The sequence below is a fragment of the Sphingomonas mucosissima genome, from assembly GCF_002197665.1.
Lineage (GTDB): Bacteria > Pseudomonadota > Alphaproteobacteria > Sphingomonadales > Sphingomonadaceae > Sphingomonas > Sphingomonas mucosissima.
In genome coordinates this window covers 466,759-483,862 of sequence record NZ_NBBJ01000003.1, presented here as the reverse complement: position 1 = coordinate 483,862, position 17,104 = coordinate 466,759, and the positions used below count along the sequence as shown (strand labels likewise).

At 62.5% G+C, this 17,104-nt stretch carries 13 protein-coding genes; 3 read left to right on the top strand and 10 right to left on the bottom strand.

Features of this window, described 5'->3' with window-relative positions; genetic code table 11:
• Position 1: 1 nt before the first annotated feature.
• The 5 genes from SPMU_RS11795 to SPMU_RS11775 all read right to left on the bottom strand — a co-directional run bounded on the left by SPMU_RS11795 (position 2) and on the right by SPMU_RS11775 (position 4,290).
• Entirely contained in the window at positions 2-1,171 is a 1,170-nt protein-coding gene (locus tag SPMU_RS11795; protein ID WP_088334047.1) for an MFS transporter, read from the bottom strand.
• An 85-nt stretch (positions 1,172-1,256) separates the two neighbouring features.
• Positions 1,257-1,808: a helix-turn-helix domain-containing protein gene (locus tag SPMU_RS11790; protein WP_088334153.1), complete on the bottom strand. Its 552-nt coding sequence runs from the start codon at positions 1,806-1,808 to the stop codon at positions 1,257-1,259.
• A 276-nt stretch (positions 1,809-2,084) separates the two neighbouring features.
• Positions 2,085-2,402 carry a cupin domain-containing protein gene (locus SPMU_RS11785; RefSeq protein ID WP_088334046.1) on the bottom strand — a complete coding sequence of 106 codons (318 nt, stop codon included), beginning with the start codon at positions 2,400-2,402 and terminating at the stop codon, positions 2,085-2,087.
• A gap of 603 nt (positions 2,403-3,005) precedes the next feature.
• Positions 3,006-3,842 carry an NmrA family NAD(P)-binding protein gene (locus tag SPMU_RS11780; protein WP_088334045.1) on the bottom strand — a complete coding sequence of 279 codons (837 nt, stop codon included), beginning with the start codon at positions 3,840-3,842 and terminating at the stop codon, positions 3,006-3,008.
• Complete coding sequence (locus SPMU_RS11775) at positions 3,835-4,290, bottom strand: nuclear transport factor 2 family protein (protein ID WP_245833183.1); 456 nt, start codon at positions 4,288-4,290, stop codon at positions 3,835-3,837. The genes SPMU_RS11780 and SPMU_RS11775 overlap by 8 nt, the downstream gene beginning before the upstream one ends.
• Before the next feature lie 57 nt (positions 4,291-4,347).
• Between SPMU_RS11775 and SPMU_RS11770 the strand changes: the two genes are divergently transcribed.
• Entirely contained in the window at positions 4,348-4,962 is a 615-nt protein-coding gene (locus tag SPMU_RS11770; protein ID WP_245833181.1) for a TetR/AcrR family transcriptional regulator, read from the top strand.
• A 320-nt stretch (positions 4,963-5,282) separates the two neighbouring features.
• On the opposite strand, the gene SPMU_RS11765 is transcribed toward SPMU_RS11770, so the two are convergent.
• The gene (locus SPMU_RS11765; protein WP_245833179.1) at positions 5,283-6,470 is read right to left on the bottom strand and encodes a carbohydrate porin; all 1,188 of its coding nucleotides are present in this window, start codon (positions 6,468-6,470) and stop codon (positions 5,283-5,285) included.
• A 169-nt stretch (positions 6,471-6,639) separates the two neighbouring features.
• Between SPMU_RS11765 and SPMU_RS11760 the strand changes: the two genes are divergently transcribed.
• The gene (locus SPMU_RS11760; protein WP_088334043.1) at positions 6,640-8,505 is read left to right on the top strand and encodes a HAMP domain-containing methyl-accepting chemotaxis protein; all 1,866 of its coding nucleotides are present in this window, start codon (positions 6,640-6,642) and stop codon (positions 8,503-8,505) included.
• Positions 8,506-9,160: 655 nt separating this feature from the next.
• Here the strand turns inward: SPMU_RS11760 and SPMU_RS11755 are convergent.
• From SPMU_RS11755 to SPMU_RS11740, 4 genes are read right to left on the bottom strand one after another with little or no spacing between them, the layout of a single operon-like run.
• Positions 9,161-12,415, bottom strand: coding sequence for an efflux RND transporter permease subunit (locus SPMU_RS11755; RefSeq protein ID WP_088334042.1), 3,255 nt, complete (start codon positions 12,413-12,415; stop codon positions 9,161-9,163).
• Positions 12,412-13,683, bottom strand: coding sequence for an efflux RND transporter periplasmic adaptor subunit (locus SPMU_RS11750; RefSeq protein ID WP_140418465.1), 1,272 nt, complete (start codon positions 13,681-13,683; stop codon positions 12,412-12,414). The genes SPMU_RS11755 and SPMU_RS11750 overlap by 4 nt, the downstream gene beginning before the upstream one ends.
• Positions 13,684-13,688: 5 nt before the next feature.
• Complete coding sequence (locus SPMU_RS11745; protein WP_169715711.1) at positions 13,689-15,104, bottom strand: efflux transporter outer membrane subunit; 1,416 nt, start codon at positions 15,102-15,104, stop codon at positions 13,689-13,691.
• 35 nt (positions 15,105-15,139) lie between these two features.
• Positions 15,140-15,562 carry a MarR family winged helix-turn-helix transcriptional regulator gene (locus tag SPMU_RS11740; RefSeq protein ID WP_169715710.1) on the bottom strand — a complete coding sequence of 141 codons (423 nt, stop codon included), beginning with the start codon at positions 15,560-15,562 and terminating at the stop codon, positions 15,140-15,142.
• Positions 15,563-15,937: 375 nt separating this feature from the next.
• Between SPMU_RS11740 and SPMU_RS11735 the strand changes: the two genes are divergently transcribed.
• Entirely contained in the window at positions 15,938-17,104 is a 1,167-nt protein-coding gene (locus SPMU_RS11735; protein ID WP_088334038.1) for a nucleotide sugar dehydrogenase, read from the top strand.

The following is a 17,104-nucleotide window of genomic DNA, read 5'->3' as shown; positions in this document are numbered from 1 at the left end:
GTTATGCCCCTGCCGGCCTGACGTTCAGCCTCGGCAAGAGCGCCAGGCTTGCTGCCGCCGCGGCATGCATGACGAGCGATACACCTGCGAGGGGGATGGTTCCCTCCTCGATCCAAGGCGCAACAAGAGCTGTCCCGATCGCAGCAGCTCCGAGTATACCCAACACTACGAGAGCGCTGCCGCGCGCATCGTCTCCGCGCGAGGCGAGAACCGCCCGGTAGAAACCGGGAGGACCGCGCAGCCCTAGACCGATGTTCACCGGGACGAATAGGGACGTGATCACCAGCGTCTCCGCGCCACCCGCGAGCGCATAGGCGAGCTGTCCGGCCGAACCAACGGCCGCCAGCATGGTCCCAAGGGTGATCATTCGCTCGGCGCCGAAGCGCTCCGCTGCCCGTCCGGCGAAGTTCGCGGCCACCATGAAGGTCACGATGGCGGACACCTGCATAACGATGAAATCGACGATTGAGCCGCCGAGTACCCGCACGAATACTGCCGGCATCCCGAATACGAAGGTGAGCAGGCCACCAAGAACCAGAGCCTGGCTGAGCGCATAGCGCAGGAAGATCAGGTCACGCAGTAGTCCGAGGTAGCTGCCGCCGACCCGGCGATCTACTTGCGGCAGCCGGTTAGTCGCTAGCAGCAGTACCGCCAGCACCCCCGCCGATATTGCAAGCACCTTAAACGAGAGCTTCCACCCGCCAATCGACAGGAGGACCGCGCCTGCGATCGGTGCGAGTGCTGGCGCGAGCGACTCGATGCTGCCGAGCAGCCCCAAAGCTCGCATCGCTCTTGCCTCGTCAAACATCACCTTCACGACGGCCGGGGCAAACACGGCAGGGCCAGCGGCAGCTGCACCTTGAACCGCGCGCAGAGCTACAAGAGCGTTGAGCGACGGGGAGATGCTGCATGTCCAAGACAGCGCCGCTGTCGAGATCAGCGAGCCGATGAAAAGCGCCCGCGTCGTGAACCGCTGGCTTAGTGCACCGAAGCCGAGTAGCCCCGCGCAGCTGCCACCGACATAAGCCGCAACAACCAGCTGTGCGCCAGATGCGTCGCCGCCAAGCGCATCCGGGAGGAGGGGAACCGCCGGCAGGACCAGGTCCGTTCCCATCAAGCCAACAACGGTGCTGGCCACGACTAACGCCAGCGTCACCCAGGCACGACCCATGCTCTCCTCCGCTTCGTGCGCGATACCTGGCGGACATGCGGCGGGAGGAAGCACTGGGCAACGCATAACATATGCGCGCCGTAGGTCAGCTAAGCGTCTCCACTAGCCGAACGGCCGCGCCATCGGACAGCAGGAGCCTTGTCCAGCGACAGCGGCCCGCTTTGATGGGAATGAGGTTCGATCCGTTGGCGCCGGTCTCGGCCACAATCTCCGGAGGCGCGGCCAAGTCATGCCATCCGAGTGAAGGGAGAGTGGCTTCGTTGCGTACCAGCTCGTCGGTCGCGAAGCGCCATAGCGACTGACCAATCATCGCGTCGGCGACACAACCAAATTCGTTGCGCCGAGTGGGCGAGAGCGCGAGCAGCCTATGACTATGATCGCAGATCAGGTGAGCGCCGCCTGGACTGCGCTCGACAAGCCGCGCAAGCGCCCGGTCCGCTGCCGAAGTCAGCCGCGCCCCGACCAGCGCTTCCACGCGTGTTTGCTGATCAGGATCCATCTGCTGTAAACCTGATTCCCAACGCGAGATGGTCGACTGCGCCACGCCGATCAACTCAGCGGCATGCGCCTGCTTAACGCGATGAAGAACGCGCCAGCGTCTCAGCGCAGGACCGAGATGAGGCTGAGGCAGCAACATGATCTCCACCTACCATCAATCCTGCTTGAGCGAAAATAATGACGAGAACATCTCGACGGCACAGCGGACCCGCCAATCGTCGGCAGGACCAATGGAGTTTAAGTGCCCGCTGGGAGCAAGATGAACAAACGGAGGAATTCGGGGACGAGTCGGGTCAAGCCGAACGTCGAGAACTGGGCGTAAGCGGAAGGTCCGCTTTCGAGGATAGGATCAAGAAAGCTGTGCTCTACGCTTGCGGCTTTGGTCGACCGCTGGGGTCAGCCGTAGTGCGGGGAGCTAGACGGAACCCTTCTTCTCTATGACCAAAATACGAGCCTCGCCTACGGGATGAGCTATGTGTTCGTCACCAACATCGGCAACAAATATCTCCCCTGCGCGCAGAAGAACGTCGTTCTCTTGCCCGCCTTCACGATAATGCATCCGGACTGCACCATCGAGCACGACGAAGACTTCCGGACCGTCATTGATGTGCCATCGATATGGCTCATTCGTCCAATGCAGGCGAACGGTTGCCCCTTCGATTTCAGCAATGTCCCGAGCGCCCCATGCACGTTCCGCTGCGAAGCTCTTTACATCGTTTACCACCGTCGGCATATTATACCCTTTTGTCTTCAGGATTGCGCCCTCATGCTTCGATCATAGTTGGACGACCAAAGGCGGCATATAGGCGTTTGCGGCCTGCCCGCTTTCGGGTGCCTCCATCACGGTCGTGAGCGGCCGAATTTGGTGGGACCCGGAATGGCCGCTTTGGAGCGCTGAACCGAGGTAAGCAGACGTTAATTGGCCGGCTTCGGCGCGGCAGCTATGCGCCCCAACTCAGCCGTTCAGCCGCGGCCTGCCTGCTCCCGCAAGCCGCTGTTCATCGATCTTGCTTGGACGACGGCTTGAGCGACCGAGACTGGGGACTCTCCCGCCCGGCAGCTATCAGGAACCCGCAGCGAATAGCTGCGGTTTGCTACGTCGCCAGCTGTTCCGAAGACGATGCTATTCCGAGGTAGGTGAGTTTCGCCGTGGCGGGCTACAGAACCGGGGCAGTTAATCGTGAGAATGGAGATCGCTCCGGCCTGTAACGAGATCCGCATCAACATGGGATTTTGCCAGTTGCCCCTCTCTTGACCAGCGGGGTTCGCTCATTGACGCCATGCCGAAACGCCAAATGTCGCGTAGATCAAAGCGGCGATCTAACGCGCCCAAAACCTACACGCCTTCAAACGTAGCGCGCTGCGAGGCGAGGAAGCTCGCGAGCGATGTCGCGGGTCGACCGGTTATTTCCTGAACGTCCATGGTTATGCGATCCTCAGCGCCACCCGCAATCGCTTCGTCCATGCCGGCAAGCATCACCGCATAGTCATGAGGAAGGCCGGAGGCTTCGTAGCGAGCCACCAGTTCCTGCGTGGACAGGCGGCAATGTCGCACAGGGCGATCGATTACCTGACTTATTGCGCGCGCCACCTCGTCATAGGTGAGAGCCTCGGGTCCAGTTAGCACTTGGTCGCCCGACGCCAGCGCCGGATTGCACAGCGCCTCAACCGCGACGGCAGCGATGTCGACGGCATCAATAAACGGTACGCGCCCGTCCGCCGTTGCGGAGTAGATGCATCCATCGCCCCGGATCGATGACAGATGCTGGGTCGTGAGGTTCTGCATGAACCAGCTCGGGCGCAGAACTGTCCAGCGCGGGGCATGGGCGTGAAGCCAAGCGTGTACCTCACCCATCATGGGGTCACCTTCGTTAAGCGACGACGCGCTCAGCAGCACAAGTCGCCCCGGCACTCGCGCCAGCGCCTTTTCGAGGAAGGGCCGCATAACGGAAAGGTGGTCGGCCCGATCCGTCGGTGCGACGAGATAAATGGAAGCCACGCCATCCAGCGCTGCGTCATAGGTCGTCGTATCGGTCCAGTCGAACCGAACCTGATCGGCTGAAGATGGTCGACGGGTCGCGGTCCGCGCTTCGATCCCGCGGTCGGTAAGCCCGTCCGCGACCAATCGCCCCGTCTTGCCGGTGCCCCCAGTTACCAATATCCGATCACGCATGACCGGCCTCCCTGGTCGTGAGTGCGTCAACCAGCGCAGCACCTTTGGTTGCGCGCAGCACGACAAGCGGATTCCAGTAATCACGGTAATGGACGATGCGCCCCCCCGCTGTGTGGATCACCGAGACATAGCGTTGGTCGTACGGGTCTCCCGTCGTCACTCCGCGTCCAAACCCCTCGAACTCGATGATGACGATATTGGGATCGGTTGATGGATGAACGACTGCCTCTCCCATGCGGTCAAAGGCAATCATCTCGCCCAGCTCTTCCAAGTGAGTGACAATTGCAGCCCGGCCTTCCAAGCGGGTTGGTAGACCGGCTGGTGCATAGGGGAATTCCATCACCCCGTCCTCAGCCATCATTTCCACGAAGGTGCCGGCGTCGGCGTCAATTCTATGGCCAAGCGCCTGACGGAGCATGGACGAGAAGCTTTGAATGTTTTCGGTCATGGACTATCTCCGACTCGATGGAACGTTACCGTTCCGTCGAAAGATAGGTGCTTGAGGATGGAACGCAACCGTTCCGACGTAAAAAAAGATACATCCCGCCCTCCCAGCGGCGCGGCAGTCATGCGCGGCGAGGTGACCGAAGCCCTGACGCGGGCCTTCTTTCAAGAGTGGGCGCGCACCGGCTATTCGGGTCTAAGCCTAGAGCATGTCGCGCGTTCGGCAGGTGTTGGGAAAGCCGCGCTTTACAGGAGGTGGCCCGAAAAGGCCGTCATGGCTAGTGATCTCCTCTCCCGCGTAGGCCTGACGATCACTGATGTCGGTGAGCAAGGATCCTTGGAACGCGACCTGAAAGCGTTGCTGTTCGCCATACGCCGGGTGCTTCGCCACCCGCTGGTGAAGCGCATCCTCATGGACCTTCATGCGGAGATAGAACGAACCCCAGCACTCGAACGGGCGATACGGCCATTCCAGCGCGCCCGCCGGAAACGGATCGACGCGTTGATCGATCGCGCGATCGAGCGGGGCGACGTAGAGCCATTGATCGATCGTGAAACGGCAGCCGACCTTGTCGCAGCGCCGCTTTACTGGCGTTTGGCGGTTCTAGGCGGACGCTCGGACCGAGCACATGTCGAGCGCCTAGCTCGAATGATCGCCGCCGCCCTTCGAGCCTAGGAACGCCGGCTCTCCCGAAAAAGGAAGGCCTAGCAGGAAGGCGAAGGCAGGCTCGGCTCCTCCGAGGGTGGGGTCGAACAGCGTCCCCGATACCTGTTCGCGATTGCGTTCCCCGGATGGTTCGTTGAACATGGAGAAAGGGGCTGCTGGCGATTGCCAGAAGGGCTGGTTTCGAGAAGCTGCGCTGACCTGCCGAACGGCCGGAAATGGGCGGAAGCCGACCTAGCCCTGCCGCAAAAATTCTGATTTTTGAGCGTTGCGTATGTCGCCGCTTTTGCGACTTCGGATTGATAGCCGCACTGCTGAGCGGTCGGCTGAGGCTACTCGGCGTTGCTCAGAATCATTCGAATTCCAAGCACGACGGTGTCGCGACCACCTGACGGGCTGTAGGCGCGCCGTACATACTGGACGTCGGGCTGTAAGGTCACATTCCGATGAACCTTGTCCGCGTACGTCACCTCAATCCCCCACTCCATCCGTGCTGTGCGGAAGCCATCGTCGAGTAGGGTTCGTCGAAAGCCGCGGGAAAGTATGCCTTGTTGAACACCGAAGCTGAGCTGCCCGTCCGGCCTGCTTTTGAAAGGGCCAGACATCAGGATGCCAGCCTGGAACCCCCCGCGGAAAGGAGTGGTCTTCCCCTCCGATACGCCGATACGAACGAAGGCATTAGTTGGCCGCTCTTGTGTGCCGCCGATCTTTTGGTCGGCGATGATATACGCACCGCCCGCAATGCGCTTGGCCGGGGAGCCATCGGGGGTAAGCGTTCTGATGTCGTTCTGACGTTGCGTATAGCGCCAGACACCAAAGCCAATCTTCCCATTCTCGATCAAGCCAGCCTCGCCGATCACCAACGCGCCGTGACGCATCGAGAAGTCCACGCCGTCTGGGTCGCCCAGCACTCCAGCTTTGGCGTCAACGACGGCTGCACGCGCGTATCCTGACTTCCCAATTGCGACAGAGACTCTGGCCGTCAGTGCGGTCGAAGGGAAGATCGAGGGGCCGTTAGGACCTGTGGCCGCCAACTCAGAGCCTATGCCGAAGGCGGGAGCGAGCAGAACGCCTGCGGAATCGTTCTGGTAGAAGTCAGCGTTGAGGTCCGTCAGGCCAAGCCGAAAGCTACCTCGCCCCCCGGCAAACGCTTGTTCCAGCCAGGCTTGGTATAGCTTTAGACGGTGCGAACTGACTTCAACATTGTCGACCCCCTGCAGCGTTCCCGCCGCATCATTTGGTCGGCCACCTGCGGTTGCCAGCGCATGCAGGCCAAGTGTCGTGCCTGAGGTGCCGATCCAACGATCAAGCTTCACCTCTGCGGAAACCTCTGCGTCGTGGACCATGAACAGCTTCGGGCTCCGCTCTCCCTGAGCTACGTAGATAGCGTCAGCGATATAGTGCGCATTGATCGCCAACGCTTCGGACGTGTTCCCGTCAGCCTGTGCCAAGGCCGGATTTGTTGCCCAGCACATCAAAGATCCTGCGGCCACAACGCAATTAAGAAGCTTAAATTTCATTTACTATAACCTAGCGCAGGTTTTCGTCCAGTTTAGTTATAGGACGGAAGTACCGCGAAACACGGATAGGTAATTTCACTTACCCAGGCGTCTTAGTGTTCTTGGCTGCTATAAATAGAGGTGGCCGACACCTGGTCGTGCGCGCCGGCGGGTGATTAGGAAGTTTAGAATGCGATTTTTGTCGAACGTAGGTATCGCGACCAAGATACTGCTTGTGATTGGCGTTTTAGCGTTGCTGACACTTTCAGTAGTTGCGGGAGCCTCCATGCAGCTCTCGAAGCTCTCCTCTGCCACCAGCGATTTGATCGGCGACGAAGCCGAAAGCGTGAAGATCGCTTCTGCGGCAAGCACGAAGCTGGCCCGGCTTCATCAGGTTTGGCTGGAGCGCCTGATCGAGACCGACACGGAGAAGCTCTCTTCTCTTCGGGGTGAGATCAACGAGGAGCGGACCCGTCTGGCGAGCCTGCTCAGCGAATTAAAGCCGTTCATGGAAGGGGAAGACAAAGCTAGCTTCATCGCAATTGAACGCGAGTTGGCCGAGTATCACCGGCTTATGGCTCCAATCGAAGATTTGTTGAACGCCGGTAACGTTCGGGGTGCTGAGCAGATCGGTCAGGACACAGGCGGCGACCTGTACGCGAAGATCGATGATGCGTTCGACACGCTGGTCGCACGCCAGGACAGGGATCTGGACGCCGGAGCGGTAGCTGCAAAGCAGTCCGCGGATGAGACGATCTGGTGGCTCGTAGTCGCGTCGCTCGTCAGCCTTGTTCTCGTCGCGGCAATGGCGGTGATCGGCATTCGTCGGACCGTCACCGGCCCCCTTGGCGACATGGTCGACCGCATGGGCAGCCTTGCGCGCGGCCAGAACGACATCAAGGTCGAGAACACCGAGCGGGGGGACGAGATCGGCAAGATCGCCAAGGCCGTCCTGGTCTTTCGCGATGCCGCAATTGAAAAGCAGAAGATCGAAGCGGCGCAGAAGCTCGCCGATGCGGAGCAGAAGAAGGTCGTGGACTCCTTGGAGCGTGGCCTGTCACAATTGTCGAAGGGCGATCTTACCGCCCAGATTACCGCCGAGTTCTCGCCGAGCTACGAAGCGGTCAAAACCAACTTCAACGAAGCTCTGACCAGCCTACGCGCCCTTATAAGCACGGTCAGTGAAAGCGCTGCGGGCATTCGCACCGGCTCCACTGAGATCGCGCAGGCTTCTGAGGATCTCGCCCGTCGCACTGAAGCGAACGCTGCAAGCCTGGAACAAACCTCTGCGGCTGTCACGCAGATGGATGGCCGATTGAAGGCAACTGCTCTTGCTGCAACTCGAACTGTGACAAGTGCTGACGGTGCCATAGCAACGGTGGTGCAGGGCCGTTCTATAACCGATCACGCCGTGCAGGCCATGTCGCGCGTTGCAGATGGCGCCAAGGGCATCGACAGCGTCATCGAAGGTCTCGACAAGATCGCCTTCCAGACGCGCGTGCTCGCCATGAACGCGGCGGTTGAGGCAGGGCGCGCTGGCGAGGCGGGTCGCGGGTTTGCTGTCGTTGCTGACCTCGTTTCCGCACTCGCAATGCGCTCCGAAGAGGAGGCTGCTCGCGCTCGCGGTCAGCTGACCGCGACCCAGACCGACATCGTGGCCGCTGTGGAAATGGTGCAGAAGGTCGATGGCGCCCTGGCTGATATATCCGGCAATGTGGCTGAGGTGCATACGCTCCTCGGGCAGATGGCGAGTGACAATCAGGCCCAGTCGACGGCGATCACTGAGATCAGCATCGCGATTGGCACGATGGACCAGTCGACCCAGCAGAATGCCGCGATGGTGGAGCAGACCTCGGCTGCTGCTCGCAACCTCTCGAGCGAGGTTCTGACGATGGTTGAGCAGGCAGCCAAGTTCAACGTCGGCAGCGAGCGTAAGTCGCTCCGGCCTTTAGCCCCAACCACGCACATGCCGAGAACCGGATATACCGCGCCTGTGAAGCCATTGCCGGCCTCGATTTCGCCAGGCGTAGGCGCAGACGAGTGGACCAGCTTCTGACTTTGGGGAACGGCGGGAGAGCCATGGAACGGCAGCCACACGATTGAAAGCGCTCCGTAATCGTCTGGGATGCACCCCGGCTCGATGAAGTGGAGGCTCCATAAAGGGCGAGCGAGCAAGCGGCCCGCCACACCAGAGTAACAGTGTCCGGCTCGTGAAAGCTGCGGCCCGCACCCGCAGCCGTGACGCGACAGGGCTGACGTTCGGATGTCTCGAAAGTCCTGCCTTTTGCGACAGCCGGGTGGGTGCCGCTTCGGTGACCGGTAGCAAAGCGGGCTTGTCGCAACGGTTGATGCTTTCAGTGCATTCCATAACGAAAGCGCAAATGAAGATGCCCTTCTTGTTCGGAAGGATCATGAACCGGATGCTGTCGTCCTCGTCCGCTTCGGCAGCGTCTAGGGGAAGAACGGGCGAACGTCGGAACCACCGTCGTTGATATGGCGAGACGGACGTGGCGACACACCTCGTTCTCGCTGCGTTCAGCGTAGCGAAGCAGCACCTGCCACCGGGCGTGTACCTTGCAATCACCGCCTCGACCCCCGCCGGGATTGGCATCGTACAAAGCTAGGTGGAGCCGACGCGTGATAGAAACCGGTCGTTTGGACCCCGACTTTCTGGCGTGTTCACGCCTGCACTGCGGGCGGTCGTGTTCCCGTCAGTCCAGCGCGGCCTCGCCTGCCTGCGCCTGCTTCGTCAGCAGCAGGTAAAGTGCGGGCACGACGAAGAGCGACAGGATCGTTGCAGTTATCAGTCCGAAAATGATGACCAGCGTCAGGGGTCGATAGGAATTGCTGCCGATTGCAAGCGGGATCAGGCCGATGATGGTGGTCGCCGCCGTGGTGAGCACTGGGCGCAACCGGCGTGCTGCCCCCGCAGCCGCCGCTTCCGCCACGGTGGCGCCTCCCCGCAGAAAGTCGTTCATCGTGTCGACCATGATGATCCCTGTGTTCACGACGATGCCGATCAGCGACACCACCCCGATCATTGCAAAGAACGAGAAGGACAGGCCGAACAGGAAGAAGCCGAGGAACGCACCAATGATCGCCAGCGGCATCGTCGCGACGATGATCAGCGCCTGCCGGTAGCTGTCAAACATGATGACCAGCACGCCTACGACCAGCATGATCGCCACGGCCAGCGCGATGCCCGCCGAACCGAAGGTATCGCCGGTCTCCTCCGCCTCGCCGCGAACCGTGTAGCTGTAGCCCGCCGGCCATTGCGCCTTCATCTGATCCAGTGTGGGGGTGATGTCGTCGATGATCTCGGTAACGGTGCGCCCCTGGTTGCGGGCGAGCACCGACACCGCGCGTTCGCCGCTGGCGCGTGAAATGGCGATCGGCCCTTCGCCGCGCTTCTCCGTAACGAGCTGCGCCAGCGATACCGAACGGCCCTGCTGCGTATATGCGCGGATCATCGCCAGTTCGCTGAGATCGCGGGGTGGCCCCGCCACGCCCGGGCGGCTCGGCCATTCGGTGCCCAGGCGGATCTCCAGATCGTCCTCCGCTGCGCCTGTGGCGAAGGTACCGATCTCGTCCGAGCTGAACGCCGCGCGCAATTGCCCCGCTAGATCGGTTTCGGTGATGCCGAAGAAGTTGGCCGCCTCGCGGTTAGGCCGCAAGCCGATCTCCGGATTGAGTGCGCCGACATTGTCGCGCACGTCGACTACGCTGCCCCCCCGGCGCAGCGCCGTCCGCACCTGCGCCGACAGGTCGAGCAACGTATCGATCTCCGGCCCGGATACCTCGATCACCACCGGATCGCCCGGAGTGGGGGACCGCTGCTGCGGCACGACCTGCAACACCGCGCCCGGGACCTGGCTGTCCAGATAGGCGCGCAGTTCCCCGCGCAGCTCCTCTGCCACTTCGAACGACAGCCCGTCGCGTTCGGACTGGTCGGTGAAGATGCTAGAGAAGCCAATGAAGTTCTCCGCTTCGTCCGGCTGAAGTTGTCCCGCGACCGAGCCTGCGGCGAACGGGCTCTTGCGGCCGACCAGCATCACGCTGTTCGCCAGATAGGTCTTGTTACGCAGGATTTCGCCGGCCCGCTCGGCGATCTGCTGCGTCTCCGCCAGTGGCGTGGTCGGCGGCAGTTCGATGTTGATGCCCAGCTGCTCGGCATCGACCATCGGATAGAGTTCGATCTTCGTCATGGTGAAGGCGGCGATCGACAGGCCGAACATCACGAACGCGCCGATCACCCATAGTCCCGCCCGCTTGCGGGTGGCGAGCACGTGCCGGCTGTTCCAGTTCTCCAGCCAGTCCATCGCGCGAGCAGTCACCCGGTCAGACCGCCCTTCCTTTAACTCCGCACCGGAATTTGCCTGCTTGCCGAGCAGGTAGCGCGACAGCGGCAGCGTACCGAACATCGCCAGCACGAAGCCAACCACCAGGCACAGCACGGTGGTGACAGGAAGGATGCGGATGAACGCGCCCGCCGTGCCGCCAATCGCCATCAGCGGCACCAGCGCAAGAATGGTAGTGAGCTGCGCCGCGAAAGTCGGTACCGCATAGCGCTTTACCGTGCGCAGCACCGCCTGCCCGAACGTCGCCTTTTGCACGTAGATTTCGTCGTGCAAACCTTCGAGCAGGATGATGAACACGTCGATGATGAGGACGAGTGCGATCACCATGCCGATGATCACCAGCTCGTTCAGCGTCTGGCCGGTGAGCATCAGGAACAGCAGCACGCCGGCAAAGGTGATCGGGATCGAGAGCCCCGCCAGCAGTGCCTCACGCCAAGCGATCGTCACGAACAGGATCACGAAGACGATCAGCATCGATTGCATGCCGCTGGAGAACACGTCTCCCAGCGAGTTCCAGATCTCCTGCGCGCCGTTCTGCACCACCGAATAGTGGATGCCCTGCGGCCAGACGCCGCTGCGCTCCATCTCGTCCATGCTGGCAACGATCTCGTCGACCACGTCGACGGTGTCGGCGCCGGGCGTCTTGGTGATCGAGAGTTCGAGCGACTGCGCGAAGGCCGCGCCGCCACTCGTGAAGAAGGCGCGCTGTGTCTCGCGCTCCGGCATGCGGCGCACGCTTGCCACCTCGTCCAGCCGCACGGCGGGGCGGTTCACACCGTCCTGCGTCGGTCGCAGTATGGGCAGAGCGCGCAGGTCGTCGAGATTGTCGAACCGGCCTTCCAGTCGCACGGTTGCGCCGATCGCGTTGCTTTCGATCTGTCCGAACGGCTGTTGAATGTTGGCCTGCTGCACCGCCGTGCGGATCGCGGACGGAGAGATGCCGAGCGCCAGCAGGCGATCCGGCTGCAGTAGAATCTGCACGATGTCCTCGCGCTCGCCGCCCAGCGTGACTTCGTCGACACCGGTGATGCGCTCGAGCCGATCTTGGATGTCGCGGCCGACCTGGCTCAGCACGCGCCCGTTCTTGCTGCCGTGCAGCGCCAGCGTCAAAATCGGACGGTCGTCGACGCTGATCTGGGTGACACTAGGCTGCTCTGCCGCCTCGGGCAGTTCGCTCTCGGCGGTTGAGACGGCGGCGCGCAGCTCGTTCATCGCCGCATCGGTGTTCACAGTCGCGTCGAACTCGACCGAGATGACCGAAAAGCTGTCGTAGGACGCACTGTTGAGCGCCTTGACCCCGCTCAGACTGGTCAGTTCCTCCTCGATGGGTTCTGTGACCTGCTCCTCGATCGAGCGAGCGTCGGCACCGGGCCAGGCGGTGGTGATCGTGGCGGCGGGAATATCGAGGTCGGGCAGCGCCTCCTTCACCAGCAGCCCATAGGACAGCAGCCCACCGATCAGCAGGATTGCGGTCATCAGCAGGCCGAAGGTCGTTTTGAGGAAGAAGAAGCGCTTCAGCCGCGAGGCGGCACGGACCTCCTCGCTTTCCTGCTCGTGCTGCTGCTCGGCTTCGTGGACGCTGCCGTCCTCCGGTGAGCGATCGCTCATCGGGCGGCACCCTGCGCCTTAGGCTGAGATGCGCGTTGCGGCTGTACGATGCGAATGCGCTGTCCGTCCGACAGCTGAGCACGACCCGCCGTCACCACCCGTTCGCCGGCGCGAACGCCGCGCAGGATCGCCTGCCTGCCATCACCCTGCACGCCCAGCTGCACCGGCCGTTCGCGCGCGACGCCAGCCTGGGCATCGACCACGAACACGAACGGTCGGTCGTTGCGATAGCGAATGGCGCCGAGCGGGACGACCGGCGTCCGCCCGCCAAGTGGCCGCGCCATCCACAGCGCAACGAACTCGCCGTCCTGCAGCGGCGGGCGCGGCGTGGTGGTGCGGATTACCGCTTCGAACGTGCGCGTGTCGGGATCAAGCGACGGGCTGATCGCATAGACGCGTCCGCGCAGCTGGAAGGAGGAAACAGGCTGGCTTGGCCCGGCTTCGCGGCCAAAGCGTTCGTCGTTGCCGCCTTTTTGGTTCTGGGCCTGAATCTGCGCCGGCCCCGCGCCGATTAGAACCTCGCTGCCGACAACGACATCCCGGAAGGCGGTCGCCGGCAGGTCGGCGCGAATTTCGAACGACGACGGATCGATGACCAATGCCGGCACGGTGCGCAACGCGGACTGCTCGCTGGTCGACTGCACCGTGCTGGGCGCGAACAGCCGGCCGCGTTCAAGGTTCAAACGGCCAAGCACGCCGTTGATCGGCGAAACCAGCCGCGTTTCGGAGAAGATCACCTGCTGCTGCGCCACCTGCGCCGCACCGGCGGTCGCCTGCGCATCGGCGCGGCGCTTGGCGGCCAGCGCCTGGGTATATTCGGCCTGCGCCTGATCGAACTCCTGCGCGGAAGCCGAGCGCTGAGCGATCAGCTTGCGATATCGCTCCAGCGTCACCCGCGCGAGTTCCAGCGTCGCCGCCGCCTCGCGCTGCGCGGCGCGCGCGGACGTGAGTTCCGACTGGGACACGGTAAGGTCCGCCTGCACCCGTTCGGGCTGAAGGCTGGCGATCAGCTGCCCTCTGCGGACCGGCCGGCCCACTTCCATGCCCGGCGCGATATAGGTGACGCGACCTTCGGCGGTGAAGGTCAGGAACTCGCGCCGCACCGCCCGCGCGGTGCCCTGACCATAGACCCAGGATTGCACTTGATCACTGCCCACCTGCGCCGCCTGGACGCTTACCACATCCTGCTGCGGCGCCTGCTCCTCTTCCTTGGAGCCCGAGCAAGCGACCAGCGACACCGACAACGTGGCGGCAATCAGACGATGCATGATGATCAATTCTCCCTGGCCCGCGCAAGCGTAGTCTCGGGCGCCTCATCGAAGCCGCCTCCGAGTGCCAGATGTAGCGCGACACGGTTTTCCAGCCGGGTACGCCTCGCGGTGAGTGCGGCTGCGCGGCTGTCGAGTGCCTGTTGCTGGCTTTCCAGCACGGCGATGAATGGGTCGATGCCCTCGCGGTAGCGGTTAAACGCCACCCGTGAGGCACCCTCAGCCGCAGTCGCCGCCTCCAGCAGCGCCTGTTCGCGCGCGGCGAGGAAGCGATCGGCGGCAAGCGCACCCTCCACCTCCGTCAGCGCGTTCAGCGCAACTTCAGCATAGGACTCAATCGCCTCGGCCTTCACGCCTTCGGCCGCCGCGACCTGCGCGCGCAGCCGCCCACCCTGGAAGATCGGCTGGACGATGCTGCCCGCGATCGACCAGAGAAGGCTGTTGGCGCCGAACAGGCGTTCGATAGAATTGCCCGTGGTGCCGACATTTGCGTTCAGCGAGAGCCCGGGAAAAAAGGAGCGCTGCGCCGCGTTTAGCCGGAATCCAGCGGCATGCAGGGCGAGCTCGGCCGCAGCCACATCCGGGCGACGGGCGAGCAGGTCGGCAGGCAAACCCGCACCAGGGAGTGGCGGCAGTTTGGGTAGGAAGCTGGCCGTCTCGAGCGTGCCGCCGGGGTATTCGCGCAACAGCACCTCCAGCTGCCGCGTCGTGCGGTCGAGCGTCTCACGCCGCTGCGCTAGATTGGCGACGGCGGAGGCGAGGTTCGCATCCGCCAGCTGCCGGTCACTGGGCGAGGCGATCCCTGCGTCCGCGCGGTTGCGCAACTGGCGCGTCACTTCCCCCACTGACTCGACCGTCTGTTCGCCCAGCGCCACCTGGCTGCGCGCCTCAGCTACGGTAAAGTATAGGCGCGTCGCTTCCGCCGCGATCGACTGGCGCACGGCGCGCAGGTTCTCGGCCGAAGCGAGATATTCCGCACGCGCCGCAGCCGTCTGGCTGGAGATGCGGCCCCACAGATCCAACTCCCAGCTGACGTCGGCGGTCAGCTGGAAAGAGTTGAAGACGAAGCCGCTCGGCAGCTCCAGGCCTTCGCTTTGCAGATCGTCCACCGGCGCTGCGCCGGCCAGATTGAAACGTTGGCGCGAGGCCGTGAAATTGCCGTTCACCTCCGGCAACCGGTCGGCGCGCGCGATCCGCGCCTGCGCATTGGCCTGCCGGAACTGGCCGATCGCTTGGCCGACCCGCGGGTTGGTCGACACCGCCTGATCGACAAAGGCGGACAACCGCGCATCGCCGAACTGTCGCCACCATCCATCCACCGGTGCAGCCGTTGTCGCAGCTCCACCAAAGGCTGCCGGCAGGCCGAAGCCGAGCGCCAGTTGGGGCTGTGACTTCGTTGCGCATCCACCTATCATAAGCATGCATGCCAGTGCGCCCAGCGCTGCGCTGGCTCTCATCATCCCACATTCTCCAGCACGCGGTTGAGAAGCTTCAACAGCTGCTCACGTTCGCCTTCGTCCAGTTCGGCGAAGGCAGCCTCCGCGGTATCGTTGAGGAGCGGCTGCGCCGCTTCCAGTGCTTTTGCTCCCGCAGGAAGCACGATGAGGTTGGTGACGCGCCGATCCCGCTCGTCGCGCTCGCGCCGGATCAGTCCGTCGCGCTCGAGCGAGTCCACCGCTTCGGTGACGGTCCGGGGCGACAGGCCGAAGAAAGAGCGGACCTGCCCGGCCGTCGCGGGCGCCCGGGCCTGAATGAAACGGAGCGTGCGGTAGCGGGCGGTGGTCAGCCCACCTGCCGGAACCTGCCGCGCGACCTTAGCCGCAAGGCGCACGTTGAGGTGCCCAATGGCCTCCAGCAATTCGGTTGCGGTCACGCGCACAAAGTCACCTCCTCCATTCCGAATGGGACCATTCTATTTCTGTAAAGTAGTCTCGTCAAATTCCAGACGCAGCAGCCTTCTTCAGGAGGCATGGGAAACGACGACTTGGGTAGACACTCGGTGGCTTCCCGACGTGTAAGCCTGCGTCTCAACGAACTACTAAGGCAGGCAAAGCTCGTCTCGCTGCTGCCGGCAGCGCAACCCGTCAAGGACGCAGCGAGCACATCTATCGGGAGCTAAGGTGTAGAATCGATTGACCAGCTGGTATCCGCTGCGGAATAGCGCGCTCGGGGGGAGCGGACGGGACAACATCGCTGCACGCTGTCTGTCATCTCACACCTCGTTTCGACCCAAAAGAAAGCGGTAAAGAACGAGATGAAGATCGCGGTATTCGGCCTGGGCTATGTAGGTCTCTCCAATGCGGTGCTGCTCGCGCAGCATAACCAGGTCGTGGCAGTGGATATTACCGCGGAACGGGTCGACATGCTCAACGCGTGCCGCTCGCCGATCGTGGACGAGGAGCTTCAGCGGTTTCTCGTGGATGTCCCGCTGAACCTCACCGCGACCCTCGACCCGAAAGAAGCGCTGACGGGCGCCGACTATGTCATTGTTGCGACCCCCACGAACTATGACGTCGATACCAACAAGTTCGACACCTCCTCGGTCGAGGCAGTGATCGCGACGACCCTCGCGGTGAACCGTACGGCGACCATCGTGGTCAAATCGACGATCCCAGTTGGCTTCGTCGACGACGTGAGTGAGCGGCTGGGCACCGATCAGGTGATCTTTAGCCCCGAGTTCCTTCGCGAAGGCCGCGCGCTTCACGATAATCTCTATCCTTCGCGCATCATCGTTGGCGAGCGCTCGGAGCGGGCGCGCATCTTCGCAGATCTACTTCTGCAGGGCGCGGTGAAGAAGGACGTCGAGATCCTATTCACCGATGCGCGCGAAGCAGAAGCGATCAAGCTATTCGCCAACACCTATCTCGCGATGCGCGTCGCCTTCTTCAACGAACTCGACAGCTACGCGATTGCCGGCGGCATGGACACGCGGCAGATCATCGACGGCGTTGGACTCGATCCGCGCATCGGCAAGCATTACAACAATCCGAGCTTCGGCTACGGTGGCTATTGCCTGCCAAAAGATACTAAACAGCTACTGGCAAACTATTCTGAAGTACCACAGAACTTGATCAGAGCGATTGTTGACGCCAATCGCACCCGCAAGGATTTCCTCGCCGACCAGATCATCGCACTTCGACCGAAAACGGTGGGCGTGTTCCGGCTTGTGATGAAGGCGGGCTCGGACAATTTCCGCCAGTCATCGGTTCAAGGGATCATGAAGAGGATCAAGGCCAAGGGCATCGAAGTCGTGATCTTCGAGCCGGCAATGGATCAGGATGAATTCTTCGGGTCCGCCGTGGTGCACGATCTGGAGGCATTCAAAGGCGCAGCCGATGTCATAATCGCGAACCGTATGACTGACGAGCTCGAGGGCGTGCGGATGAAGGTGTTTACGCGGGATTTGTTCGGGTCGGACTAA

Coding starts and splice junctions, on each gene's coding strand:
- SPMU_RS11795 (WP_088334047.1), bottom strand. CDS start 1,171: ATGGGTCGTGCCTGGGTGACGCTGGCGTTAGTCGTGGCCAGCACCGTT.
- SPMU_RS11790 (WP_088334153.1), bottom strand. CDS start 1,808: ATGTTGCTGCCTCAGCCTCATCTCGGTCCTGCGCTGAGACGCTGGCGC.
- SPMU_RS11785 (WP_088334046.1), bottom strand. CDS start 2,402: ATGCCGACGGTGGTAAACGATGTAAAGAGCTTCGCAGCGGAACGTGCA.
- SPMU_RS11780 (WP_088334045.1), bottom strand. CDS start 3,842: ATGCGTGATCGGATATTGGTAACTGGGGGCACCGGCAAGACGGGGCGA.
- SPMU_RS11775 (WP_245833183.1), bottom strand. CDS start 4,290: ATGACCGAAAACATTCAAAGCTTCTCGTCCATGCTCCGTCAGGCGCTT.
- SPMU_RS11770 (WP_245833181.1), top strand. CDS start 4,348: ATGGAACGCAACCGTTCCGACGTAAAAAAAGATACATCCCGCCCTCCC.
- SPMU_RS11765 (WP_245833179.1), bottom strand. CDS start 6,470: ATGAAATTTAAGCTTCTTAATTGCGTTGTGGCCGCAGGATCTTTGATG.
- SPMU_RS11760 (WP_088334043.1), top strand. CDS start 6,640: ATGCGATTTTTGTCGAACGTAGGTATCGCGACCAAGATACTGCTTGTG.
- SPMU_RS11755 (WP_088334042.1), bottom strand. CDS start 12,415: ATGAGCGATCGCTCACCGGAGGACGGCAGCGTCCACGAAGCCGAGCAG.
- SPMU_RS11750 (WP_140418465.1), bottom strand. CDS start 13,683: ATGCATCGTCTGATTGCCGCCACGTTGTCGGTGTCGCTGGTCGCTTGC.
- SPMU_RS11745 (WP_169715711.1), bottom strand. CDS start 15,104: ATGCTTATGATAGGTGGATGCGCAACGAAGTCACAGCCCCAACTGGCG.
- SPMU_RS11735 (WP_088334038.1), top strand. CDS start 15,938: ATGAAGATCGCGGTATTCGGCCTGGGCTATGTAGGTCTCTCCAATGCG.